We start from the raw sequence: 21860 nt of genomic DNA, 5'->3' as shown, positions 1-21860 counted from the left end.
CGGGCAATAGCGGCTTCAACAGCAGCTTTACGCGGGTCAACCTGTTCCTGCGGCTCTTCGTTAGCAGGCTGTTGCTCCTGCTTGCGTGCTTTGGCGCGAGCAATTGCGGCTTCAACTGCCGCTTTCCGCGGATCGGCAACGGTTGCGGCTTCGTTAGTCTGTTGCAATTCAGCCTGTTTCGCTCTGGCTTGCGCTTTACGCGCTTCCCGTGCCGCAATAATCGCGCTGTTATCCGGGCGTTCGCCTGCTTTTATCACAATAGGCTGTGTGGCCTGGGCCTGTTTTTCTTTTACGCGTGCCAGTGCGGCAGCAATCGCATCTTTGTCTTTGGCCGCAGGTTGAACCGCCGCGTTCTTGTGGCGTTCAAGACGTGCGGCTTTTTCACGTTCCAGACGTGCCTGACGAGCTTCAAAGCGCGCTTTTGCTTCGGCTGCGCGTTTTTCTTCCTGACGAATGGCGGCAATCTCGGCTTTTTCCTGACGGAAATATTGCACAAGAGGGATATTGCTTGGGCAAACCCACGCACAGGCCCCGCATTCAATACAATCGGCAATGTTATGTGTAGTGGCTTTATCGTGCTGCTGGCCTTTGCTGAACCAGTACAACTGTTGCGGCAGGAGATCTGCAGGGCAGGCATCAGCACAGGCGCTACAACGGATGCAGCTTTGTTCTTCCTGTGGTTCGCCAAGTTCATTGGCAGACGGTGCCAGTAAACAGTTGGTGATTTTTACGACCGGAACATCCAGCCACGGCAAGGTAAAGCCCATTAGCGGGCCGCCCATAATCACCATTTGATCGGCAGAAGGGCAGAATCCTGCATCGTTCAATAAATGACGAACCGGCGTACCCAGTCGTGCCCAGACGTTGCCGGGGCGTGCAATTGCTTCGCCAGTCAGCGTCACGACACGCTCGGTAATCGGCTCGCCATCAATAACGGCTCGTTTCACTGCGTAAGCCGTGCCGACGTTTTGCATTAACACGCCGATATCTGATGAACGACCGCCGTGTGGAACCTGCTTTCCGGTCAGGATGTAGGTTAACTGTTTGGCGCCGCCAGAGGGATATTTGGTCGGAATAACTCGCAGAGAAATATCGTGAGAATCCGCCAACACTGCACGCAGCATGGAAATTGCCTGCGGTTTGTTATCTTCAATTCCGATCAGAATTTCGCGTGGCTGTAGAATATGCCCAAGAATGCGAATACCTTCTACGACCTGGGCGGCGCAATCCTGCATCAAACGGTCATCGGCGGTAATGTATGGCTCGCATTCTGCGGCATTAATGATCAACGTTTCGATTTTATCGCCGCCGCCCTGCAATTTAACGCCAGTAGGGAAGCCAGCACCACCCAGTCCGGCGACGCCAAATTGATGAATGCGTTCGATTAATTCTTCCCGAGTGCGTGAGCGGTAATCGGTCCAACCGTCACGTGGGATCCAGCAATCTTCCCCATCGGCGTCAATAATCACGCTTAATTCAGCCAATGCCGATGGATGGGCAGTAGAGTGGGGCGCAACAGCCGTAACGGTGCCAGACGTTGGTGCGTGAACCGGTAGCATTTTGCCGCGTCCACGGGTGAGTGGCTGTCCGCGCAGTACCTTATCACCAACGTTAACGCACAGCTCGCCTTCAGCACCAATATGCTGTTTCAGTGGAATAACAAATCGCTGCGCCAGTGGAACCTGGCGTAGGGGAGTACCGTTGGACTGAGTTTTCATCTCCGGTGGATGAATACCGCCATCGAAGTCCCAGATTTTATTTTTTTTGAAAGCAGAGAATAACTTAAGCATGGTGTTCCACGGGAATGATGCGCACGGGAATGGTGTTCAGATCCCATTTCCAGCTGTCTGGCGTTTCTGCAACCGGTTGTAAGGAGATGCAATGCGTTGGGCATGGGTCTACACACAGATTACAACCTGTGCACAGATCGCTCATGACGGTATGCATTGCTCGGGTAGCGCCGACAATGGCGTCCACCGGACACGCCTGAATACACTTAGTGCAGCCGATACAGTTATTTTCATCGATAACCGCTACCATACGCGCAGGCGTCAACTCTTGCGCTTCGCCATCCAGCGGCTGTGGTTCGACGTTGAGCAACTCGGCAATTTTCAGCATTACAGCTTCGCCACCAGGGGCGCAGCGGTTGATTTTTTCACCGTTGCAACTGATAGCCTCCGCATACGGGCGACAGCCAGGATAACCGCATTGACCACACTGGCTCTGCGGTAAAATTTCGTCAATTTTCTCAACGACCGGATCGTCTTCCACCGCAAAACGGCGGGAGGCATAACCCAGAATGGCGCCAAACGCCAGGCCCAGCAGGCTGATGGCGGCAACGGCAATCCAGATAGCATTCATTACAACTTCACCAAACCACTAAAGCCCATAAAGGCCAGAGACATAAGACCTGCGGTAATCAGCGCAATGGCATTACCACGAAAAGGTGCCGGGACATCAGCCACAGCCAGGCGCTCGCGGATGGCTGCGAAAAGCACCATCACCAACGAGAAGCCGACAGCTGCTGAAAAACCGTACAGCGCCGACTGCAAGAAATTATGCCCGAGATTAATATTCAGCAACGCGACACCAAGCACCGCACAGTTGGTGGTAATAAGCGGCAGAAAAATCCCCAGCAGACGATAAAGCACCGGGCTGGTTTTACGCACCACCATCTCGGTGAACTGCACCACTACAGCGATCACTAAAATAAACGCTAACGTGCGCAGGTAAATCAGGTTGAGTGGAATCAAGATCCACGTGTCGATAAGCCAGGCGCAGATTGACGCCAGCGTCATCACAAATGTTGTTGCCAGCCCCATCCCCATTGCAGTTTCCAGCTTTTTGGAAACGCCCATAAACGGACAGAGGCCCAGAAACTTAACCAGTACAAAGTTATTGACCAGTACAGTTCCGACAAACAGTAACAGGTAGTCAGTCATTTTTCGGCCTGAAATAAAAAAGCCGCCTATTATCCGTTAATCCAGAGCAGGCGACAACAGGTTAACTGTAAGGTTATTACGGATTCACAAACGTCGCTTTGACCCGCAACGAGCGTTTGAAATAGGGGACTATCAATGCGGTTGCCAGCAAAGTGAACAACAACTGGCGCACGGCTACGCCATCTGCAACTGGCGAAAAAGCGAAGGCTTTAACAGCCAGTAATACGGAGATCAGTAGCCAGATAATATAGTGCTTAGGAACACAACGCCGACGTTTAAAGAAAGCGATGGTCAACCACAAAGTGTAATACCACATGGCGATGGCGGTAATAAAAGAAACGCCCCATAAGATTTGCGTTGTCAGTGCTTGTTCGCCGATCGTTTTATATGTTTGAGGAGAAGATAACGCTGCGGTATACAGTAACAGCGTCAGCGTCGTACTCAATAGAGCGACTAACAGCCAGGCCAAAGGGCCAAGCAACCAGCCTCCAATACGTTGTGGCGTTGTGGTGGTCATAGGTTCTCCAGAATAGCGACAGCAAACAGGCAAATCTAATTTTAGGGGCGTTATTATAAGGTTTTTATTATCAATCGCTACTTTCTTTATTGGACATAATGCCAGACGGACTTCGGCACCTGGCCCAGGTCAAACAAACGCCCGCCAGACACCAGCTCTGCGCGGCGGTGATCGGCGGCGCGATACATGTTGATAAGGTCCTGATCGTCCGTCAGTGTGTAATTAAGATGATCGTAGAGTTTTTCCAGGCTTTCGAGTGAACTGATTTTGCGAAATTTTAATAAGTAGTCCTGAACAGTCATAAAAGGCCTATAAAATAATTAATACCAAAGTGGTAGGTATTATATGTAATGATAAAACTTCACCAAAAGTGAACGCTTATTTAATAACAATAATAAGAATGTGCTGATGGTAAATATTCAGGGATGAAATACTGTCATGAAAAGAGTAACGCGCTTTACTATCCCTGCCAATCGCCGACAACACACCACAAGATAATAAATTCCTGGTTTAATACCCGACAAGTTAAAACATGCATCCGGACGGGCTGCATGCTGTTCTGCAAGTGCAGGTATTACTTATGTTGTACTGGTGTACTCTGTTCTGGCGGCTGGTAGTTGTCAATGTGACTCGCCACGCCAAGGAGAATGACAGAAACGACAAGAACGATCCAACCTGTTAATTCAATAAGACGATTCATTACTGCCCACATCTATGTTGAGTGATCCATTAACTTCAGGGGGTAAATGTTACTTAGCAATAATTGCCCCAGCAAGATTTTTGCTGAGGTTTTTGCGATATTTAGCTTTTATCATTAGAAAATTCGCCATTTCTTTGACTTAAGTTAAATAACATCCCTTATTGCGGGCTGGTTATTAAACTGTTGAGAGAGGGTAAAGGATAGTGTCAAATAGCGATCGTACTTCTCTGAGAGGCAATGACATGAGCGACAACATCCGTGTTGGGTTGATTGGGTATGGTTATGCGAGCAAAACCTTCCATGCGCCCCTGATTGCGGGCACGCCCGGACTAGAACTGGCAGTAATTTCCAGCAGTGACGAAACAAAAGTAAAAGCCGACTGGCCAACAGTGACGGTTGTCTCTGAACCAAAGCATCTTTTTAATGATCCCAACATAGACTTGATTGTCATTCCCACACCAAATGATACCCATTTCCCGTTAGCCAAAGCGGCGCTTGAAGCGGGTAAACATGTGGTCGTCGACAAGCCTTTTACCGTGACACTGTCACAAGCTCGAGAACTGGATGCGTTAGCAAAAAGTCTGGGTCGCGTATTGTCGGTGTTTCATAATCGTCGCTGGGATAGCGATTTTTTGACACTAAAAGGTTTGCTCGCGGAAGGCTCGCTGGGTGAAGTTGCGTACTTTGAGTCTCATTTTGACCGCTTTCGGCCGCAGGTGCGCGATCGCTGGCGTGAACAGGGCGGCCCTGGCAGCGGTATCTGGTACGATTTGGCACCGCATTTGCTCGATCAAGCTATTACGCTTTTTGGCTTACCCGTCAGTATGACGGTGGATTTAGCACAGTTGCGCCCAGGGGCGCAGTCGACTGATTATTTCCACGCCATTTTGTCCTACCCACAGCGGCGGGTCATTTTACACGGCACCATGTTGGCGGCAGCTGAGTCAGCACGTTATATCGTGCATGGCTCCCGTGGCAGCTATGTTAAATACGGCCTCGATCCGCAGGAAGAGCGGTTGAAAAATGGTGAGCGTCTGCCGCAGGAAGACTGGGGCTACGATATGCGTGACGGTGTACTAACCCGTGTTGAAGGCGAGGAACGTGTTGAAGAAACGCTGTTGACCGTGCCGGGGAATTATCCGGCTTACTATGCTGCCATTCGTGATGCGTTGAATGGCGACGGTGAAAACCCGGTGCCAGCAAGTCAGGCCATTCAGGTAATGGAGTTGATTGAGCTGGGCATCGAGTCCGCCAAACATCGCTCGACTTTGTGCCTTGCTTGAAAAGGGGATGGTGCAATTAGCACCATCCATTTTTGTTACTTCGCTGCGACTGTTTCTCGCAGTGCGCGTTTTTCCTCTGCGCTGAGGAAAGCCATTTCCAGACCATTAATCTGCGCCTGGCGGATTTGCTCGCGAGATAAACCTGCAGCGGGCGCGGCAACGGTATATTCGTGAATGATATCGACGCCCTGAACACCCGGGTCGTCGGTGTTAATACTGGCGCAGATACCATGCTCAAGGAACGTTTTCAGCGGATGTGCCGCCAGAGATGCCACGGTACTGGTCTGAATATTGGAGGTCAGGCAGGATTCTATGCCAATTTGTTGCTCGGCGAGGAAATCCATCAGCGCCCGATCTTCAATGGCTTTTACGCCATGCCCAATGCGTTCAGCTCCCAGCTCACGAATGGCTTGCCAGATACTTTCTGCCCCGGCAGCTTCGCCTGCATGGACGGTAATATGCCAGCCTGCATCACGCGCGTGGTTGAAGTGAGAGAGGAACAAACTCCCCGGAAAACCAAGTTCATCACCGGCTAAATCCAGTGCGGTAATCTGATCACGGTGGGCTAAAAATGCCTCCAGCTCTTGCTGGCAGGCAGCTTCGCCAAAGGTCCGGCTCATAATGCCGATAAGTTTCGCCTGCACACCAAAGGTGCGGCAACCGTCACGTACGCCGTCAATAACGGCTTCGACAACGCCCGCAACAGGCAACTGATGCGTCATTGCCATATAACCTGGCGAAAAACGCAGTTCGACATAGTGCAGGCCGTTTCGGGCAGCATCTTCAATATTTTCAAACGCCACGCGACGGCATGCGTCGAGCGAGGCGAGAACTTTAACGCCCCAATCAAGCTTAGTCAGAAAACTCACCAGATCGGGTTCGTTGGCAATGACCTGAACGTGTGGAATTAGCGTTTCCAGGGATTGTGCAGGTAGCGAGATATTATACTGGCGGCCAAGTTCAAGGATGGTCTGGGGACGAATGTTGCCATCAAGGTGGCGATGGATATCAGTTAATGGCAGGGTGGTATCAATCATGGTCGCACTCTTTTTCTGGATATAAAAGTGCGCACCATTATAAAAACAAAGCAGGGTAAAAATCTACGATTGCGCAACGATTATTTGCGTTGCGCAATCGCAATTAGCGTACAGCTCGGATGGCGTTAATTAATCCAGCGACACCTTTTTCCAGTTTAGAACGTGGGCATCCGGCATTGAGCCGAACAAAGCCACGGCCTTCTTCACCGTAGGTATACCCTGGCATGATTGCCACTTTTTCTTGTTCAATCAGGGCTTTTTGCAACGCGTTGTCATCAATGTTCAACGGACGTAAATCAAGCCATGCGAGATAAGTGGATTGGGGAATCTGCCAGTTGAGTTCAGGGAACGCGGCGTTCATCGTCTCTGCGATATACGTCAGGTTATCTTTCAGATAAACGCGTAAGGCATCAAGCCATGGCGCGCCTTGCTGATAGGCGGCGATATGGGCGGTTAACGCCAGTACCGCAGGGGAGGAAAGCCCATCACGGCTTTTCAGGGCCGATAAATACGCTTCACGGCTGTCGTTATTTTCAATAATCCCGTAAGCCCCGGTCAGAGCCGGAATATTGAAACTTTTCGAACCAGAAGTCAGTAGCGCCCAGTCGCCGCGAGCTACATTGCTCCAGGGAATATGCGGTTGCTCGCCCCATACCATATCCATATGGATTTCATCGGAGATAACGCGCACACCATAGCGTTCGCACAGGTCAGCCATTGTTTCCAGTTCATCGCAAGTCCAGACTTTACCGGTAGGATTCTGAGGGCTACACAGGAGCATAATTTTACACTCCGGTTTCGCCAACACGGCTTCCAGTTTACCCATATCGCAAAACCAACCATCAACCCGCTTCTCTAAAGCAACGGGCATCACGGTGCGCTGATTACCTTCAATGGCTTTGTAAAATGCGTCGTAGGCCGGGGTATGGATCACCACACCTTCACCGACAGCGGACCACTGACGAATCAGCTCCGACACCATATAGATAACGGAAGGGCCATATACCACCGACTGCGTATCAATGGCGGTGTAATGCTGTGTGGAAAACCAGTGGGCGATAGCCGCGAGAAATTCATCGTTTTTCCAGCGACTGTAGCCAAATACGCCGTGCATCAGGCGCTGGTTCAGCGCCTCGATAATGCAGGGAGCGGTGGCAAAATCCATGTCTGAAATCGTGAACGGTAACAGGTCAGCAGTGCCGAAACGGTCAGCGACATAATCCCACTGTGTGCACCATGTGCCATAACGATCCACGACCTTCGAAAAATCGAACATATCTTATCCTTATGCCTGAACAGTACGCATCAGACCGGCCATTTCATCTTTGACTGACTGAACTTGCGGCCCGATAACAACCTGCAGGTTATGTTGATTAAGTTGTACTACGCCAATTGCCCGATTGTCCTTCAGTGCCTGCACATTAACAAGGGACATATCTTTCACTGACAAACGCAGACGAGTAATGCAGTTATCGAGGCTGACAATATTATCGGCACCGCCTAAGGCTTCGAGGATTGCCGGAACGTTGTAACCTGATTTACCTGGCGTACCGGCAACGGCTTTTTCGATTGAGCTGGCAATTTCGCTATCGCGGCCAGGGGTTTTCAAATTGAAGCGGGTGATAGCGAAACGGAAGATGACGTAGTAAACAACAAACCAGATTGCCGCCACCACTGGCACCATGTACCACTTGGTTGACAGGCCATGCAGAATACCGAACACCACAAAGTCGATGATATTGCCGTCGGTATTACCGATGGTGACACCGAGCACGGACATGACGGTGAAGCCGAGGCCGGTTAACAGCGCGTGGATGACGTACAGAACTGGCGCTACGAACAGGAACAGGAATTCCAGCGGTTCGGTAGTGCCGCCAACGACACAGGCGATCAGGCCAGAAATCAGCAGACCTTTAATTTTATGGCGATTTTCCGGGCGCGCACAGTGATACATAGCTAACGCTGCACCTGGCAGACCGCCGAGGAATGCAGGCATTTTGCCCTGCGAGAGGAAACGCGTGGCGCTTTCAGAGAAACCGTGAGTGGTCGGGCAACTCAATTGCGCCTGGAAGATGGTTAGTGCGCCGCTGACGGTTTGACCGCAGACTTCCTGCGTGCCGCCTGCGTCGGTAAAGCGAATTAATGCCACCAGAATGTGATGCAGACCAAATGGTAACAGCAGACGCTCACCCGTACCAAACAGCATAGGTCCGAAATCACCCGCGCTGTTAATCATATGGCCTAATCCACTAATGCCCATGGCGAAGATCGGCCAGACCAATGGAATCACCAGACCGACAAGGCCCATCACCAGCGAGGAGATGATTGGCACGAAGCGCGTACCGCCGAAAAACGCCAACGCATCTGGCAGGCGGATATTATGGAAACGTTCATGCAGCATCCAGACGATAATACCGGCGATCACCGCACCGAGGATCCCAGTGTCGATCGACTGGATCCCAAGAATGCTTTGAATGTTATTGGCTTTCAGCACGGCAGCATCGGTGGTCGGCAGAATGCCTTTATTGGTCAACCAGAAGTTCACCGCCAGGTTCATTACCGCGTAACCAACAAAACCAGCGAACGCCGCGACGCCTTTGTTTTCGCGTGCCAGACCCAGCGGGATGGCGATACAGAACATCACTGGCAGGAAACTAAACGCGAACGAACCAACCTTACTCATCCAGGTAAAGATGGCCTGCAACACAGGGTTACCCAATGCCGGGATCAGTGTGATGACATCGTGGCTACTAAGGGAACTGCCAATCCCCAACATAATGCCGCAGAACGACAGTAATGCGACAGGCAACATAAAGGTTTTGCCTAGCTGCTGGAAGAATTCCCACAGTGTGACTTTTGGTGCTGCTTTCGCCGTCATAAAACGACTCCTCGTAGAGAACAATCTGGATTCAGTAAATTGCGCGAGAAGATAAAACGTTTTATCAAATTTTAGTGAGGCATAAATCACATTACGCAACGATAATAGCGGGTATAAGATAAATAAAAGGTAAAACGTTTTATCTGTCACAAAATCAGGGAGTAGGTCATCTGCATGGCTACCGCCAAAAAAATCACCATTCATGATGTTGCGCTGGCTGCGGGCGTGTCGGTCAGTACTGTTTCGCTGGTGCTAAGTGGCAAAGGGCGAATATCTACCGCTACAGGGGAACGGGTTAACGCCGCCATTGAAGAACTGGGGTTTGTGCGCAATCGCCAGGCGTCGGCACTACGCGGCGGGCAGAGTGGTGTGGTTGGCTTAATTGTGCGTGACTTGTCTGCGCCGTTTTACGCTGAATTAACAGCCGGGCTGACGGAGGCACTGGAAGCGCAGGGGCGAATGGTTTTTTTGCTCCACGGCGGTAAAGACGGCGAGCAACTGACCCAGCGCTTTTCACTGCTACTGAACCAGGGCGTCGATGGCGTCGTCATTGCCGGTGCGGCGGGTAGCAGTGATGACCTGCGGCGCATGGCAGAAGAAAAAGGTATCCCGGTGATTTTCGCTTCCCGAGCCAGTTATCTTGATGATGTTGATACTGTTCGCCCGGATAACATGCAGGCAGCGCAGTTATTGACGGAGCATCTCATTCGCAATGGACACCAGCGTATTGCCTGGCTGGGAGGGCAAAGTTCCTCTTTAACCCGGGCGGAACGAGTGGGTGGCTATTGCGCGACACTATTAAAATTCAGCCTGCCGTTTCACAGTGATTGGGTACTGGAGTGTGCCTCGAGTCAGAAGCAAGCTGCGGAAGCCATTACGGCGCTTTTGCGTCATAACCCGACCATCAGCGCCGTGGTTTGTTACAACGAAACCATTGCAATGGGGGCATGGTTTGGCTTGCTGAAAGCTGGACGACAAAGTGGCGAAAGTGGCGTCGATCGTTACTTTGAACAACAGGTTTCACTGGCGGCATTTACCGATGCGACGTCAACTGCACTTGATGATATACCCGTTACCTGGGCCAGCACGCCTGCGCGGGAACTTGGTACGACACTTGCGGATCGCATGATGCAAAAAATCACCCATGAAGAGACGCATTCACGTAATCTTATTATTCCCGCCCGGCTCATTGCGGCGAAATAATCCTCTCTTTATCTGCTATACCTGGTAGTGTCCTTTCCTCAAGGTTAATGATAAAAAATGTGGCACACAGGCGGTGCCTTTTATTTTTACTGAAGTTCACAGGAGGTTTATGTGTTTAATTCTGACAACCTGAGACTCGACGGAAAATGCGCCATCATTACAGGTGCGGGTGCAGGTATTGGTAAAGAAATCGCCATTACGTTCGCGACAGCTGGCGCATCTGTAGTGGTCAGTGATATTAACACCGATGCAGCTAATCATGTTGTAGATGAAATTCAACAGTTGGGTGGGCAGGCATTTGCCTGGCGCTGTGATATTACTTCCGAACAGGAGTTATCTGCTCTGGCAGGCTTTGCCATCAGTAAGCTGGGCAAAGTTGATATTCTGGTTAACAATGCTGGTGGTGGTGGTCCTAAACCGTTTGATATGCCAATGGCGGATTTCCGCCGCGCTTATGAACTGAATGTGTTTTCTTTTTTCCGTCTGTCACAACTCATTGCGCCTGAAATGGAAAAAAATGGCGGAGGCGTTATTTTGACCATCACATCTATGGCGGCAGAAAATAAAAATAAAAACATGACCTCCTATGCGTCATCTAAAGCGGCGGCCAGCCATCTGGTCAGGAATATGGCGTTTGACCTGGGTGAAAAAAATATTCGGGTGAATGGCATAGCGCCTGGGGCAATATTAACTGATGCCCTGAAATCCGTTATTACACCAGAAATTGAACAGAAAATGTTGCAGCACACGCCAATCAGGCGTCTGGGCCAACCGCAAGATATTGCCAACGCGGCGCTATTCCTCTGTTCACCAGCTGCCAGCTGGATAAGCGGGCAAATACTCACCGTCTCCGGCGGTGGGGTACAGGAACTTAATTAATATGCTAACAGGTCGGTAAACAACCGAGTGAGTGTTGTTTACCGACACCGCTTGTCGAGTAGGGATAAGCCTCCACCAGACAACTGGTAGCCAAATTCCGCCTGTTGGTTGACCAATTATCGTGCAAATAGTAAACGAAACGGGTGTACCTTCGCACAATTCAACTGCAATGATAGGCGCTCACCGGACAACGCGGTAAACTAGTTATTCATGCTAACTATATTGGTTTAACGATGGATAACATGCAAACTGAAGCACAACCGACACGGACCCGGATCCTCAATGCTGCCAGAGAGATTTTTTCAGAAAATGGATTTCACAGTGCCTCAATGAAAGCCATCTGTAAATCCTGCGCTATCAGTCCCGGGACGCTTTATCACCACTTCATTTCGAAAGAAGCCTTGATTCAGGCGATTATTCTCCAGGACCAGGAGAGGGCGTTGGCCCGCTTCCGGGAACCGATTGAAGGGATCCATTTCGTTGACTATATGGTCGAGTCGATAGTCTCTCTCACTCATGAAGCCTTTGGACAACGAGCGCTAGTGGTCGAAATTATGGCAGAAGGGATGCGCAATCCACAGGTTGCCACCATGCTTAAGAATAAACATCTGACCATCACGGAATGTATTGCCCAGCGCATGAGGGATGCCCAGCAAAAAGGCGAGATAAGCCCTGACATTAACACGGCAATGACCTCTCGTTTACTGCTGGATCTGACCTATGGCGTGCTGGCCGATATCGAAGCGGAAGACCTGGCGCGAGAAGCGTTATTTGCCCAGGGGCTACGTGCGATGATTGGCGGTATCTTGACCGCATCCTGATCCTCACTTTCTGCGGGCCGGTGAAGAGAGTGCCCGCGTTCAATGCCTCAACACAGCTGAACAAAAAACGTTCTCACCTGGTCGAAAAATCCCACTAAAACATTCGTCGAAACCATATGTCATGGGAATTTATCGTTTTATAAGCAATCGAACGAGCGTTCGATTGCTTATTTTGTGTCTTCTGTCAACGCTGTTTTAAAGATTAATGCGATCCATATCACGCTGTGGGTATTGCAGTTTTTGGTTTTTTGATCGCGGTGTCAGTTCTTTTTATTTCCATTTCTCTTCCATGGGTTTCTCACAGATAACTGTGTTCAACACAGAATTGGTTAACTAATCAGATTAAAGGTTGACCAGTATTTTTATCTTAATGAGGAGTCCCTTATGTTACGTCCTGTAGAAACCCCAACTCGTGAAATCAAAAAACTCGACGGCCTGTGGGCATTCAGCCTGGATCGGGAAAACTGTGGAATCTCTCAGCGTTGGTGGGAAAGCGCATTACAAGAAAGCCGGGCAATTGCTGTGCCTGGCAGTTTTAACGATCAGTTCGCCGATGCAGATATTCGTAATTATGTGGGCAACGTCTGGTATCAGCGCGAAGTCTTTATACCGAAAGGTTGGACGGGGCAGCGTATCGTCCTGCGTTTCGATGCGGTCACTCATTACGGCAAAGTGTGGGTAAATAATCAGGAAGTGATGGAGCATCAGGGCGGCTATACGCCGTTTGAAGCCGATGTCACGCCGTATGTTATTGCCGGGAAAAGTGTACGTATTACCGTTTGTGTGAACAACGAACTGAACTGGCAGACTATCCCGCCGGGAATGGTGATTACCGACGAAAACGGCAAGAAAAAGCAGTCTTACTTCCATGATTTCTTTAACTACGCCGGGATCCATCGCAGCGTAATGCTCTACACCACACCGAACACCTGGGTGGGCGATATCACCGTGGTGACGCATGTCGCGCAAGACTGTAACCACGCGTCTATTGACTGGCAGGTGGTGGCAAATGGTGATGTCAGCGTTGAACTGCGTGATGCAGATCAACAGGTTGTTGCAACTGGACAAGGCACCAGCGGGACTTTGCAAGTGGTGAATCCGCACCTCTGGCAACCGGGTGAAGGTTATCTCTATGAACTGTGCGTCACAGCCAAAAGCCAGACAGAGTGTGATATCTACCCGCTGCGCGTCGGCATCCGGTCAGTGGCAGTGAAGGGCGAACAGTTCCTGATCAACCACAAACCGTTCTACTTCACTGGTTTTGGTCGTCATGAAGATGCGGATTTACGCGGTAAAGGATTCGATAACGTGCTGATGGTGCACGATCACGCATTGATGGACTGGATTGGTGCCAACTCTTACCGTACCTCGCATTACCCTTACGCTGAAGAGATGCTCGACTGGGCTGATGAAAATGGCATTGTGGTGATTGATGAAACTGCTGCCGTCGGCTTTAACCTCTCTTTAGGCATTGGATTTGAAGCGGGTAACAAGCCAAAAGAACTCTACAGCGAAGAGGCCGTCAACGGGGAAACTCAGCAGGCGCACTTACAGGCGATTAAAGAGCTGATTGCGCGTGACAAAAACCACCCCAGCGTGGTGATGTGGAGTATTGCCAACGAACCGGATACCCGTCCGCAAGGTGCACGGGAATATTTCGCACCACTGGCGGAAGCAACGCGTAAACTCGACCCGACGCGACCGATCACCTGCGTCAATGTAATGTTCTGCGACGCTCACACCGATACCATCAGCGATCTCTTTGATGTGCTGTGCCTGAATCGTTATTACGGTTGGTATGTCCAAAGCGGCGATTTGGAAACGGCAGAGAAGGTACTGGAAAAAGAACTGCTTGCCTGGCAAGAGAAACTGCATCAGCCGATTATCATCACCGAATACGGCGTAGATACGTTAGCGGGTCTGCACTCGATGTACACCGACATGTGGAGTGAAGAGTATCAGTGTGCATGGCTGGATATGTATCACCGCGTCTTTGATCGCGTCAGCGCCGTCGTCGGTGAACAGGTATGGAACTTCGCTGATTTTGCGACCTCGCAGGGCATTATGCGCGTTGGCGGCAACAAGAAAGGGATCTTCACCCGCGACCGCAAACCGAAATCGGCGGCTTTCCTGCTGCAAAAACGCTGGACTGGCATGAATTTCGGTGAAAAACCGCAGCAGGGAGGCAAACAATGAATCAACAACTCTCCTGGCGCACCATCGTCGGCTACAGCCTCGGTGACGTCGCCAATAACTTCGCCTTCGCAATGGGGGCGCTCTTCCTGTTGAGTTACTACACCGACGTCGCAGGCGTCGGTGCCGCTGCGGCGGGCACCATGCTGTTACTGGTGCGGGTATTCGATGCCTTTGCCGACGTCCTGGCCGGGCGAGTAGTGGACAGTGTGAATACCCGCTGGGGAAAATTCCGCCCATTTTTACTCTTCGGCACAGCGCCGTTAATGATCTTCAGCGTACTGGTATTCTGGGTGCCGACCGACTGGAGCCATAGCAGCAAAGTGGTGTATGCATATTTGACCTACATGGGCCTCGGGCTTTGCTACAGCCTGGTGAATATTCCTTATGGTTCACTTGCTACCGCGATGACCCAACAACCACAATCCCGCGCCCGTCTGGGCGCGGCTCGCGGGATTGCCGCTTCATTGACCTTTGTCTGCCTGGCATTTCTGATAGGACCGAGCATTAAGAACTCCAGCCCGGAGGAGATGGTGTCGGTATACCATTTCTGGACGATTGTGCTGGCGATGGCCGGAATGGTGCTTTACTTCATCTGCTTTAAATCGACGCGCGAGAATGTGGTACGCATCGTGGCACAACCGTCATTGAAGATCAGTCTGCAAACGCTGAAACGGAATCGTCCGCTGTTTATGTTGTGCATCGGAGCGCTGTGTGTGCTGATTTCGACCTTCGCTGTTAGCGCCTCGTTGTTGTTCTATGTGCGCTATGTGTTGAATGATACCGGCTTGTTCACCGTACTGGTGCTGGTGCAAAACCTGGTCGGTACCGTGGCATCGGCACCGCTGGTGCCGGGGATGGTCGCCAGAATCGGTAAAAAGAATACCTTCCTGATTGGTGCTCTGCTGGGAACCTGTGGTTATCTGCTGTTCTTCTGGGTTTCCGTCTGGTCGCTGCCGGTGGCACTGGTCGCATTAGCCATCGCTTCAATTGGTCAGGGGATTACCATGACCGTGATGTGGGCGCTGGAAGCTGATACCGTAGAATACGGTGAATACCTGACCGGTGTGCGGATTGAAGGACTTACCTATTCGCTATTCTCATTTACGCGCAAATGTGGACAAGCAATAGGAGGATCAATTCCTGCGTTTATTTTGGGATTAAGCGGATATATTGCCAATCAGGTGCAAACACCGGAAGTTATTATGGGGATCCGCACATCAATTGCCTTAGTACCCTGCGGGTTTATGCTACTGGCATTTATAATAATCTGGTTTTATCCGCTCACGGATAAAAAATTCAAAGAAATCGTAGTTGAAATTGATAATCGCAAACAAATGCAGCAGCAATTAATCAGCGATATCACTAATTAATATCCCATAAAAATAATCAGAACATCAAAGGTGCAACTATGAGAAAAATAGTGGCCATAGCCGTTATTTCCCTTACGGCAGCCTCTGGCCTTACCACCGCTTACGCTGCACAACTGGCTGACGATGAAGCGGGACTACGCATCAGACTGAAAAATGAATTGCGCAGGGCCGACAAGCCCAGTGCTGGCACGGGAAGAGACATTTACGCATGGGTACAGGGAGGATTACTCGATTTTAATAGTGGCTATTATTCTAATATTATTGGTGTCGAAGGTGGGGCGTATTATGTTTATAAATTAGGTGCTCGTGCTGATATGAGTACCCGGTGGTATCTTGATGGTGATGAAAGTTTTGGCTTTGCCCTGGGGGCAGTTAAAATAAAACCCAGTGAAAATAGCCTGCTTAAATTAGGTCGCTTTGGAACAGATTATAGTTATGGCAGCTTACCTTATCGTATTCCGTTAATTGCTGGCAGTTCGCAACGGACATTGCCGACTGTTTCCGAAGGGGCATTAGGTTATTGGGCGTTAACGCCAAATATTGATCTGTGGGGAATGTGGCGTTCACGAGTATTTTTATGGACCGATTCAACAACCGGTATTCGTGATGAAGGGGTTTATAACAGCCAGACGGGAAAATACGATAAACATCGCGCACGTTCTTTTTTAGCCGCCAGTTGGCATGATGATACCAGTCGCTATTCTCTGGGAGCATCGGTACAGAAAGATGTTTCCAACCAGATACAAAGTATTCTCGAGAAAAGCATACCGCTCGACCCGAATTATACGTTGAAAGGGGAGTTGCTCGGCTTTTACGCGCAACTTGAAGGGTTAAGTCGTAATACCAGCCAGCCCAATGAAACGGCGTTGGTTAGTGGACAATTGACCTGGAGTGCGCCTTGGGGAAGCGTATTTGGCAGTGGCGGTTATTTGCGTCATGCGATGAATGGAGCCGTGGTGGACACCGACATTGGTTATCCCTTTTCATTAAGTCTTGATCGTAACCGCGAAGGAATGCAGTCCTGGCAATTGGGCGTCAACTATCGTTTAACCCCGCAATTTACGCTGACATTTGCACCGATTGTGACCCGCGGCTATGAATCCAGTAAACGAGACGTGCGGATTGAAGGCGCGGGCCTCTTAGGTGGCGTGAACTATCGGGTTAGCGAAGGGCCGCTACAAGGGATGAATTTCTTTCTTGCAGCCGATAAAGGACGGGAAAAGCGCAACGGCAGCGCGTTTGGCGATCGCCTGAATTACTGGGATGTGAAAATGAGCATTCAGTATGACTTTATGCTGAAGTGAGAAAAAACGCCGGAGTGAAAATTCTCCGGCGTTTTGGCCGTGAATTACTGCTGCGGAATTGCCGGTACAGCCGGAACGTTAAGAGCTGGCATCGCAAACATGCCAACAAAATCTTCTAACGACATTTTCTGTCCGTTTAACGTGATCTGACCGTTAGCATATTGCAGGCTGGTGGTGATGGTATTGTCCTGCAAGGTGGTCAGACGGAACATCTGCCCCATTGCTGACGCACCTTCAACTTGCTGTTTCGCCAGTTTTTTCGCTTGATCTTCCTGATATCCTTCCAGCTTCGCTACCTGAGTCATCAGCTCAGTTGCCATATCCACCGGAATGGTCAGTTTCGCATCCAGAGATTTAACCGAGCGGTCCACTTCCTGCGCCAGCGTTTGCGGCGCTTCTTTAGTCGTTGCCGGATCTTTCAGGAACAGCGACAGATTCAGCGCACTTTCACCCTGACTGTTTTTCCAGCTCAGTGGTGCGATAGTAATCACCGGATCGCCTTTCAACATCAGCGGCAGGGCGCTAAAGAAGGCTTCCGTCACTTTCTCCTGATAAAGTTCGGGATTGTTGGCAATTTCTGGCTGTGACAGCAGCGCCTGAGTTTGCGCGTTATATTGCTGGCTAAACTGATGCCAGGCTTCGCCATCAATTTGGCCGACTTTTAAAGTCAGCTTGCCACTGCCCAGATCCTGATTCTGAACCTTCAGGCTATTTAGCGAGTAATCCAGTTGGCTATTGATCGTTTTCCCGTCATTGACCAGATCCGATTTACCGCTGATCTCCATGCCTTCCAGCAATGCCAGCTCTTTGCCTTCCACTGAAATGGTCATTTTTTCCAGCGAGACTTTTTGATTGCCCACGCGTTCACCAAAACTTGCCAGTGAGCTGGAACCGTCAGTTTTCAGATTATTAAAGGTCAACTGCACTTTCTGGTTGTATTCGTTAACCGCATCCACCCGACCGCTTTGTGCTTCCCCTGACAGGGAGATGGCTTTGCCGTCTCTGTCTGCATTTAACTGGAACTCGCCGCCGCTAAAGGCGACTTTTTCATCCTTTTGCTCGTAATTCAGTGGCTTGAGCGAAATATCGGAACTGGAATCACCGCTGTAACCAATGCGGGAGTTAATCTCAAAAGGCGTTTCACCTTTTGCCATATCAAACAGTGGTTTGCTTACTTCATTATTAACCAGCGTGGTTTGAATTGATGCCATCGACGGAATCAGGTTCAGTTTTTTAAGCTGGGCAAGGGGGAAGGGACCATGATCAACCGATTCGTTGAAGATGACGCTCTGACCGCTTTTAATCCACGGATTTTCTTTCCCGGCAATGGGTTTCACCACCAGTTGCAACTGGCTGCTGAATACGCCGCGATGATAGTTTTGATAACTCACTTCCAGGTTGGATTCAGGAGCTGTTAGTTTGAGTTGCGCGTTCGCCTGCGCGACCATGTCTTCGAGATGGGTTTCAATCTTCTTGCCTGTGTACCATGCGCCGCCTGTCCAGACTACGCCGAGCGCAACAATGACGCCTACCGCTACCAGCGATTTATTCATAATGATTATCCATAAAATAAAATCAGGCGGACTGGCCGCCTGAAGGTGTTATAAGCCTTTAATAAGCTTAGCAAGAGATGTTAATTTTTTCAGTAAGCTCTTACAGCTTGTTGTAAACACGGGCTAAACGGCCGTGGCCTTTGACAGTCACCGGTGACTCGTTGGCGGCAATAAACGCTGATTCACCCGGTTTAAGCTGTAACTGCTGAGAACCTTTACACAGCGTTGCATCGCCCTCGACGCAGAACAAAATGACGGCACTTTGCTGGCTGATGGTGGTTTCTTCATCGCTAAGGTCATGCAGCGAGAAGGCAAAATCATCAACCGGAATCGGGAAGTCCAGCTCTGAGCCTTGTTTCACAGGCTGGGTCAACAATTGGTTAGCCGGTTTGGCTTCGAACTTCACGTTGGCAACCAGCTCTGGAATATCAATGTATTTAGGCGTCAGACCCGCACGCAGCACGTTATCGGAGTTCGCCATCACTTCCAGCGCCACGCCTTGCAGGTAAGCGTGCGGTGTTTCAGCGAACAGAAACATCGCTTCGCCAGGATTCAATTTGACCACATTCAGCAACAGCGGGGAGAACAGACCGCTGTCATCCGGGTAAAATTCAGAAATTAAACGAATCGTTTGCCACGGTTCGCCCTGCTGACTGTCGAGCGCCGATTTCAAAATCGCCAGCGCGCGGGATTTCTCTTCACCCTGCATATTTAACAGGCTGGCAAACAGTTCGCTTAAACGTTCGGCATTGGGCTGCTGCAAAAAGTGAGCAATGGCCGGATGTGCGCCCGCGACTGGCTGAAGCAGGGAGACAATGTCGGAAAACTCACGAAATGCGTTCATCGCGAGGAAAGGGGTCAGGGCGAAAACCAGCTCAGGCTTGTGATTAGGATCTTTATAATTACGCTCGGCGGCATTCATTGGAATACCGGCTGCATTTTCTTTGGCAAAACCGATTTCAGAATTGCGTTTGTTTGGATGAACCTGAATGGAGAGCGGCTGGGCTGCGCATAATACTTTGAACAGGAAAGGCAACTCGCCAAAGCGTTTGGCAACGGCATCTCCCAGCAGAGTCGCTTTATCACTCTCAATCACATCACGCAGTGAAACGATATCTCCTGCGGCATCGTGCACACGTGAACTGCTCTTTGGATGCGCGCCCATCCACAACTCGGCCATCGGCTGGCTGGACGGATTTTCCATGCCATAAAGTTCAGTCAACGCCGTTTTGCTGCCCCAGGCATAGTTTTGCACTGAGTTAATGAGTTTTTGCATGATCAATCCCTGTTTAGATGTGGAAATTAATCCCGCTATTAAAGCAAGAATCCTACGGGAAGTAACCTGGAGCCGCAAAAAGTCGTACTAGTCTCAGTTTTTGTTAAAAAAGTGTGTAGGATAATGTAACTCGCTTTTAACAGGGCAATGGAACACCCGCCCAAAGCATAACCAAACCAGGCAGTAAGTGAGAGAACAATGTCAAACAAACCCTTTCATTATCAGGCTCCTTTCCCACTCAAAAAAGATGATACCGAGTATTACCTGCTGACCAGCGAACATGTCAGCGTATCTGAATTTGAAGGACAGGAGATTTTGAAAGTTGCACCAGAAGCGTTAACTCTTCTGGCGCGTCAGGCGTTTCATGATGCGTCATTCATGCTGCGTCCGGCCCATCAACAGCAGGTAGCCGATATTTTGCGTGACCCGGAAGCCAGCGAAAACGACAAGTATGTGGCACTGCAATTCCTGCGAAACTCCGATATCGCCGCAAAAGGCGTTCTGCCAACCTGCCAGGACACCGGCACCGCGATTATCGTTGGTAAAAAAGGGCAGCGTGTATGGACCGGTGGTGGCGACGAAGCGGCGCTGGCGCGCGGTGTCTATAACACTTACATCGAAGATAACCTGCGCTACTCGCAAAACGCGCCGCTGGATATGTATAAAGAGGTGAATACCGGCACTAACTTGCCAGCGCAGATCGATCTTTATGCCGTTGATGGCGACGAGTACAAATTCCTCTGTATCGCCAAAGGTGGCGGTTCGGCAAACAAGACGTATCTCTATCAGGAAACCAAAGCGTTACTGACGCCGGGGAAACTGAAAAATTATCTGGTTGAGAAAATGCGCACACTGGGTACGGCGGCGTGTCCTCCGTATCATATTGCGTTCGTTATTGGCGGAACTTCTGCGGAAACTAACCTTAAAACGGTGAAACTGGCTTCCGCTAAATACTATGACGAACTGCCAACGGAAGGGAACGAGCACGGTCAGGCGTTCCGCGATGTGGAACTGGAAAACGAATTGCTGATTGCAGCGCAAAATCTCGGTCTGGGCGCGCAGTTTGGCGGGAAATATTTCGCCCATGACATTCGCGTTATTCGCCTGCCACGCCACGGCGCATCCTGCCCGATTGGTATGGGCGTCTCCTGTTCTGCTGACCGTAATATCAAAGCGAAGATTAACCGTCAGGGGATCTGGATCGAAAAACTGGAACATAATCCTGGCAAATACATCCCTGAAGAACTGCGTAAAGCGGGAGAAGGCGAAGCGGTACGCGTTGACCTTAACCGTCCAATGAAAGAGATCCTCGCACAGTTGTCGCAGTATCCCGTTTCTACACGCTTATCGCTTAACGGCACGATTATCGTCGGTCGTGATATCGCTCATGCCAAACTGAAAGAGCGGATGGATAACGGCGAAGGGCTGCCGCAGTATATTAAAGATCATCCAATTTACTACGCGGGTCCGGCCAAAACGCCGGAAGGTTATGCCTCCGGTTCTCTTGGCCCAACGACTGCCGGACGTATGGATTCTTACGTCGATCAACTGCAAGCGCAGGGCGGCAGCATGATCATGCTGGCGAAAGGTAACCGCAGCCAGCAGGTGACGGATGCCTGTAAAAAACATGGCGGTTTCTATCTCGGCAGTATCGGCGGCCCTGCGGCAGTGCTGGCGCAGGGGAGTATTAAGAGTCTGGAATGTGTTGAATATCCGGAACTGGGAATGGAAGCCATCTGGAAAATCGAAGTGGAAGATTTCCCAGCGTTTATCTTGGTGGATGATAAAGGAAATGACTTCTTCCAGCAGATACAACTCACGCAGTGTAGCCGCTGCGTGAAATAAGCAGCCGCCCTTCGGGGCGGCTTTTTTACATGGCACGAAATACCAAACATTTGTTA

General features: G+C 50.3%; 19 protein-coding genes. 8 read left to right on the top strand and 11 right to left on the bottom strand.

The annotated features are described in order from the left end of the window. From rsxC to blr, 6 genes are all read right to left on the bottom strand, one after another. Positions 1-1790 (bottom strand): electron transport complex subunit RsxC (rsxC, locus tag FEK66_RS22340; protein WP_138211544.1); only part of this gene is annotated, 1790 nt, incomplete at its 3' end. Further along, complete coding sequence (gene rsxB, locus FEK66_RS22335; RefSeq protein ID WP_130209361.1) at positions 1783-2361, bottom strand: electron transport complex subunit RsxB; 579 nt, start codon at positions 2359-2361, stop codon at positions 1783-1785. The genes rsxB and rsxC, both read right to left, overlap by 8 nt. Then, complete coding sequence (gene rsxA / locus FEK66_RS22330) at positions 2361-2942, bottom strand: electron transport complex subunit RsxA (protein WP_000133193.1); 582 nt, start codon at positions 2940-2942, stop codon at positions 2361-2363. The genes rsxB and rsxA overlap by 1 nt, the downstream gene beginning before the upstream one ends. A gap of 76 nt (positions 2943-3018) precedes the next feature. After that, positions 3019-3459, bottom strand: a complete 441-nt coding sequence (locus tag FEK66_RS22325; protein WP_135491370.1) for a DUF2569 domain-containing protein — start codon at positions 3457-3459, stop codon at positions 3019-3021. Positions 3460-3545: 86 nt separating this feature from the next. Continuing rightward, the gene (ydgT, locus tag FEK66_RS22320) at positions 3546-3761 is read right to left on the bottom strand and encodes a transcription modulator YdgT (RefSeq protein WP_064530017.1); all 216 of its coding nucleotides are present in this window, start codon (positions 3759-3761) and stop codon (positions 3546-3548) included. Between the two features lie 272 nt (positions 3762-4033). Next, positions 4034-4159, bottom strand: a complete 126-nt coding sequence (gene blr, locus FEK66_RS22315) for a division septum protein Blr (RefSeq protein WP_032147885.1) — start codon at positions 4157-4159, stop codon at positions 4034-4036. A 242-nt stretch (positions 4160-4401) separates the two neighbouring features. Between blr and FEK66_RS22310 the strand changes: the two genes are divergently transcribed. Next, the gene (locus FEK66_RS22310; protein WP_064530016.1) at positions 4402-5442 is read left to right on the top strand and encodes an oxidoreductase; all 1041 of its coding nucleotides are present in this window, start codon (positions 4402-4404) and stop codon (positions 5440-5442) included. A 35-nt stretch (positions 5443-5477) separates the two neighbouring features. Here the strand turns inward: FEK66_RS22310 and add are convergent, their stop codons facing one another. The 3 genes from add to malX all read right to left on the bottom strand — a co-directional run bounded on the left by add (position 5478) and on the right by malX (position 9357). After that, complete coding sequence (gene add, locus FEK66_RS22305; RefSeq protein WP_130209355.1) at positions 5478-6479, bottom strand: adenosine deaminase; 1002 nt, start codon at positions 6477-6479, stop codon at positions 5478-5480. Between the two features lie 103 nt (positions 6480-6582). Beyond that, positions 6583-7755: a bifunctional maltose regulon transcriptional repressor/cystathionine beta-lyase MalY gene (gene malY, locus FEK66_RS22300; protein ID WP_135495323.1), complete on the bottom strand. Its 1173-nt coding sequence runs from the start codon at positions 7753-7755 to the stop codon at positions 6583-6585. Positions 7756-7764: 9 nt separating this feature from the next. After that, positions 7765-9357 (bottom strand): PTS maltose transporter subunit IICB, encoded by a 1593-nt coding sequence (gene malX / locus FEK66_RS22295; protein ID WP_130258952.1) that lies wholly within the window; start codon positions 9355-9357, stop codon positions 7765-7767. Between the two features lie 174 nt (positions 9358-9531). On the opposite strand from malX, the gene malI reads away from it, so the two are divergent. From malI to uidC, 6 genes are all read left to right on the top strand, one after another. Then, a complete protein-coding gene (malI, locus tag FEK66_RS22290) occupies positions 9532-10560 on the top strand; it encodes a mal regulon transcriptional regulator MalI (protein WP_135495322.1) in 1029 nt (342 codons plus the stop codon). Positions 10561-10671: 111 nt separating this feature from the next. Next, positions 10672-11439 carry a 7-alpha-hydroxysteroid dehydrogenase gene (gene hdhA / locus FEK66_RS22285; RefSeq protein WP_130260595.1) on the top strand — a complete coding sequence of 256 codons (768 nt, stop codon included), beginning with the start codon at positions 10672-10674 and terminating at the stop codon, positions 11437-11439. Between the two features lie 233 nt (positions 11440-11672). After that, a complete protein-coding gene (uidR, locus tag FEK66_RS22280) occupies positions 11673-12260 on the top strand; it encodes a DNA-binding transcriptional regulator UidR (protein ID WP_130209345.1) in 588 nt (195 codons plus the stop codon). 384 nt (positions 12261-12644) lie between these two features. After that, positions 12645-14456 carry a beta-glucuronidase gene (gene uidA, locus FEK66_RS22275; RefSeq protein ID WP_135406731.1) on the top strand — a complete coding sequence of 604 codons (1812 nt, stop codon included), beginning with the start codon at positions 12645-12647 and terminating at the stop codon, positions 14454-14456. After that, positions 14453-15826, top strand: coding sequence for a glucuronide transporter (uidB, locus tag FEK66_RS22270; protein ID WP_130209341.1), 1374 nt, complete (start codon positions 14453-14455; stop codon positions 15824-15826). Before uidA ends, uidB begins: the two co-directional genes overlap by 4 nt. Positions 15827-15864: 38 nt before the next feature. Next, positions 15865-17130 carry a glucuronide uptake porin UidC gene (uidC, locus tag FEK66_RS22265; RefSeq protein ID WP_138211543.1) on the top strand — a complete coding sequence of 422 codons (1266 nt, stop codon included), beginning with the start codon at positions 15865-15867 and terminating at the stop codon, positions 17128-17130. 44 nt (positions 17131-17174) lie between these two features. Here the strand turns inward: uidC and FEK66_RS22260 are convergent, their stop codons facing one another. Further along, entirely contained in the window at positions 17175-18683 is a 1509-nt protein-coding gene (locus FEK66_RS22260) for a YdgA family protein (protein WP_130209337.1), read from the bottom strand. Positions 18684-18783: 100 nt separating this feature from the next. Continuing rightward, positions 18784-19959, bottom strand: coding sequence for a mannose-6-phosphate isomerase (gene manA, locus FEK66_RS22255; RefSeq protein WP_135495320.1), 1176 nt, complete (start codon positions 19957-19959; stop codon positions 18784-18786). A gap of 198 nt (positions 19960-20157) precedes the next feature. On the opposite strand from manA, the gene fumB reads away from it, so the two are divergent. Then, entirely contained in the window at positions 20158-21804 is a 1647-nt protein-coding gene (gene fumB / locus FEK66_RS22250; RefSeq protein WP_135492665.1) for a class I fumarate hydratase, read from the top strand. Positions 21805-21860 lie beyond the last annotated feature (56 nt).

Source organism: Escherichia sp. E1130 (assembly GCF_005781065.1).
Classification (GTDB): domain Bacteria; phylum Pseudomonadota; class Gammaproteobacteria; order Enterobacterales; family Enterobacteriaceae; genus Escherichia.
The sequence above is the reverse complement of the archived record's forward strand: the minus strand, read 5'-3'. Positions and strand labels throughout refer to the sequence as shown.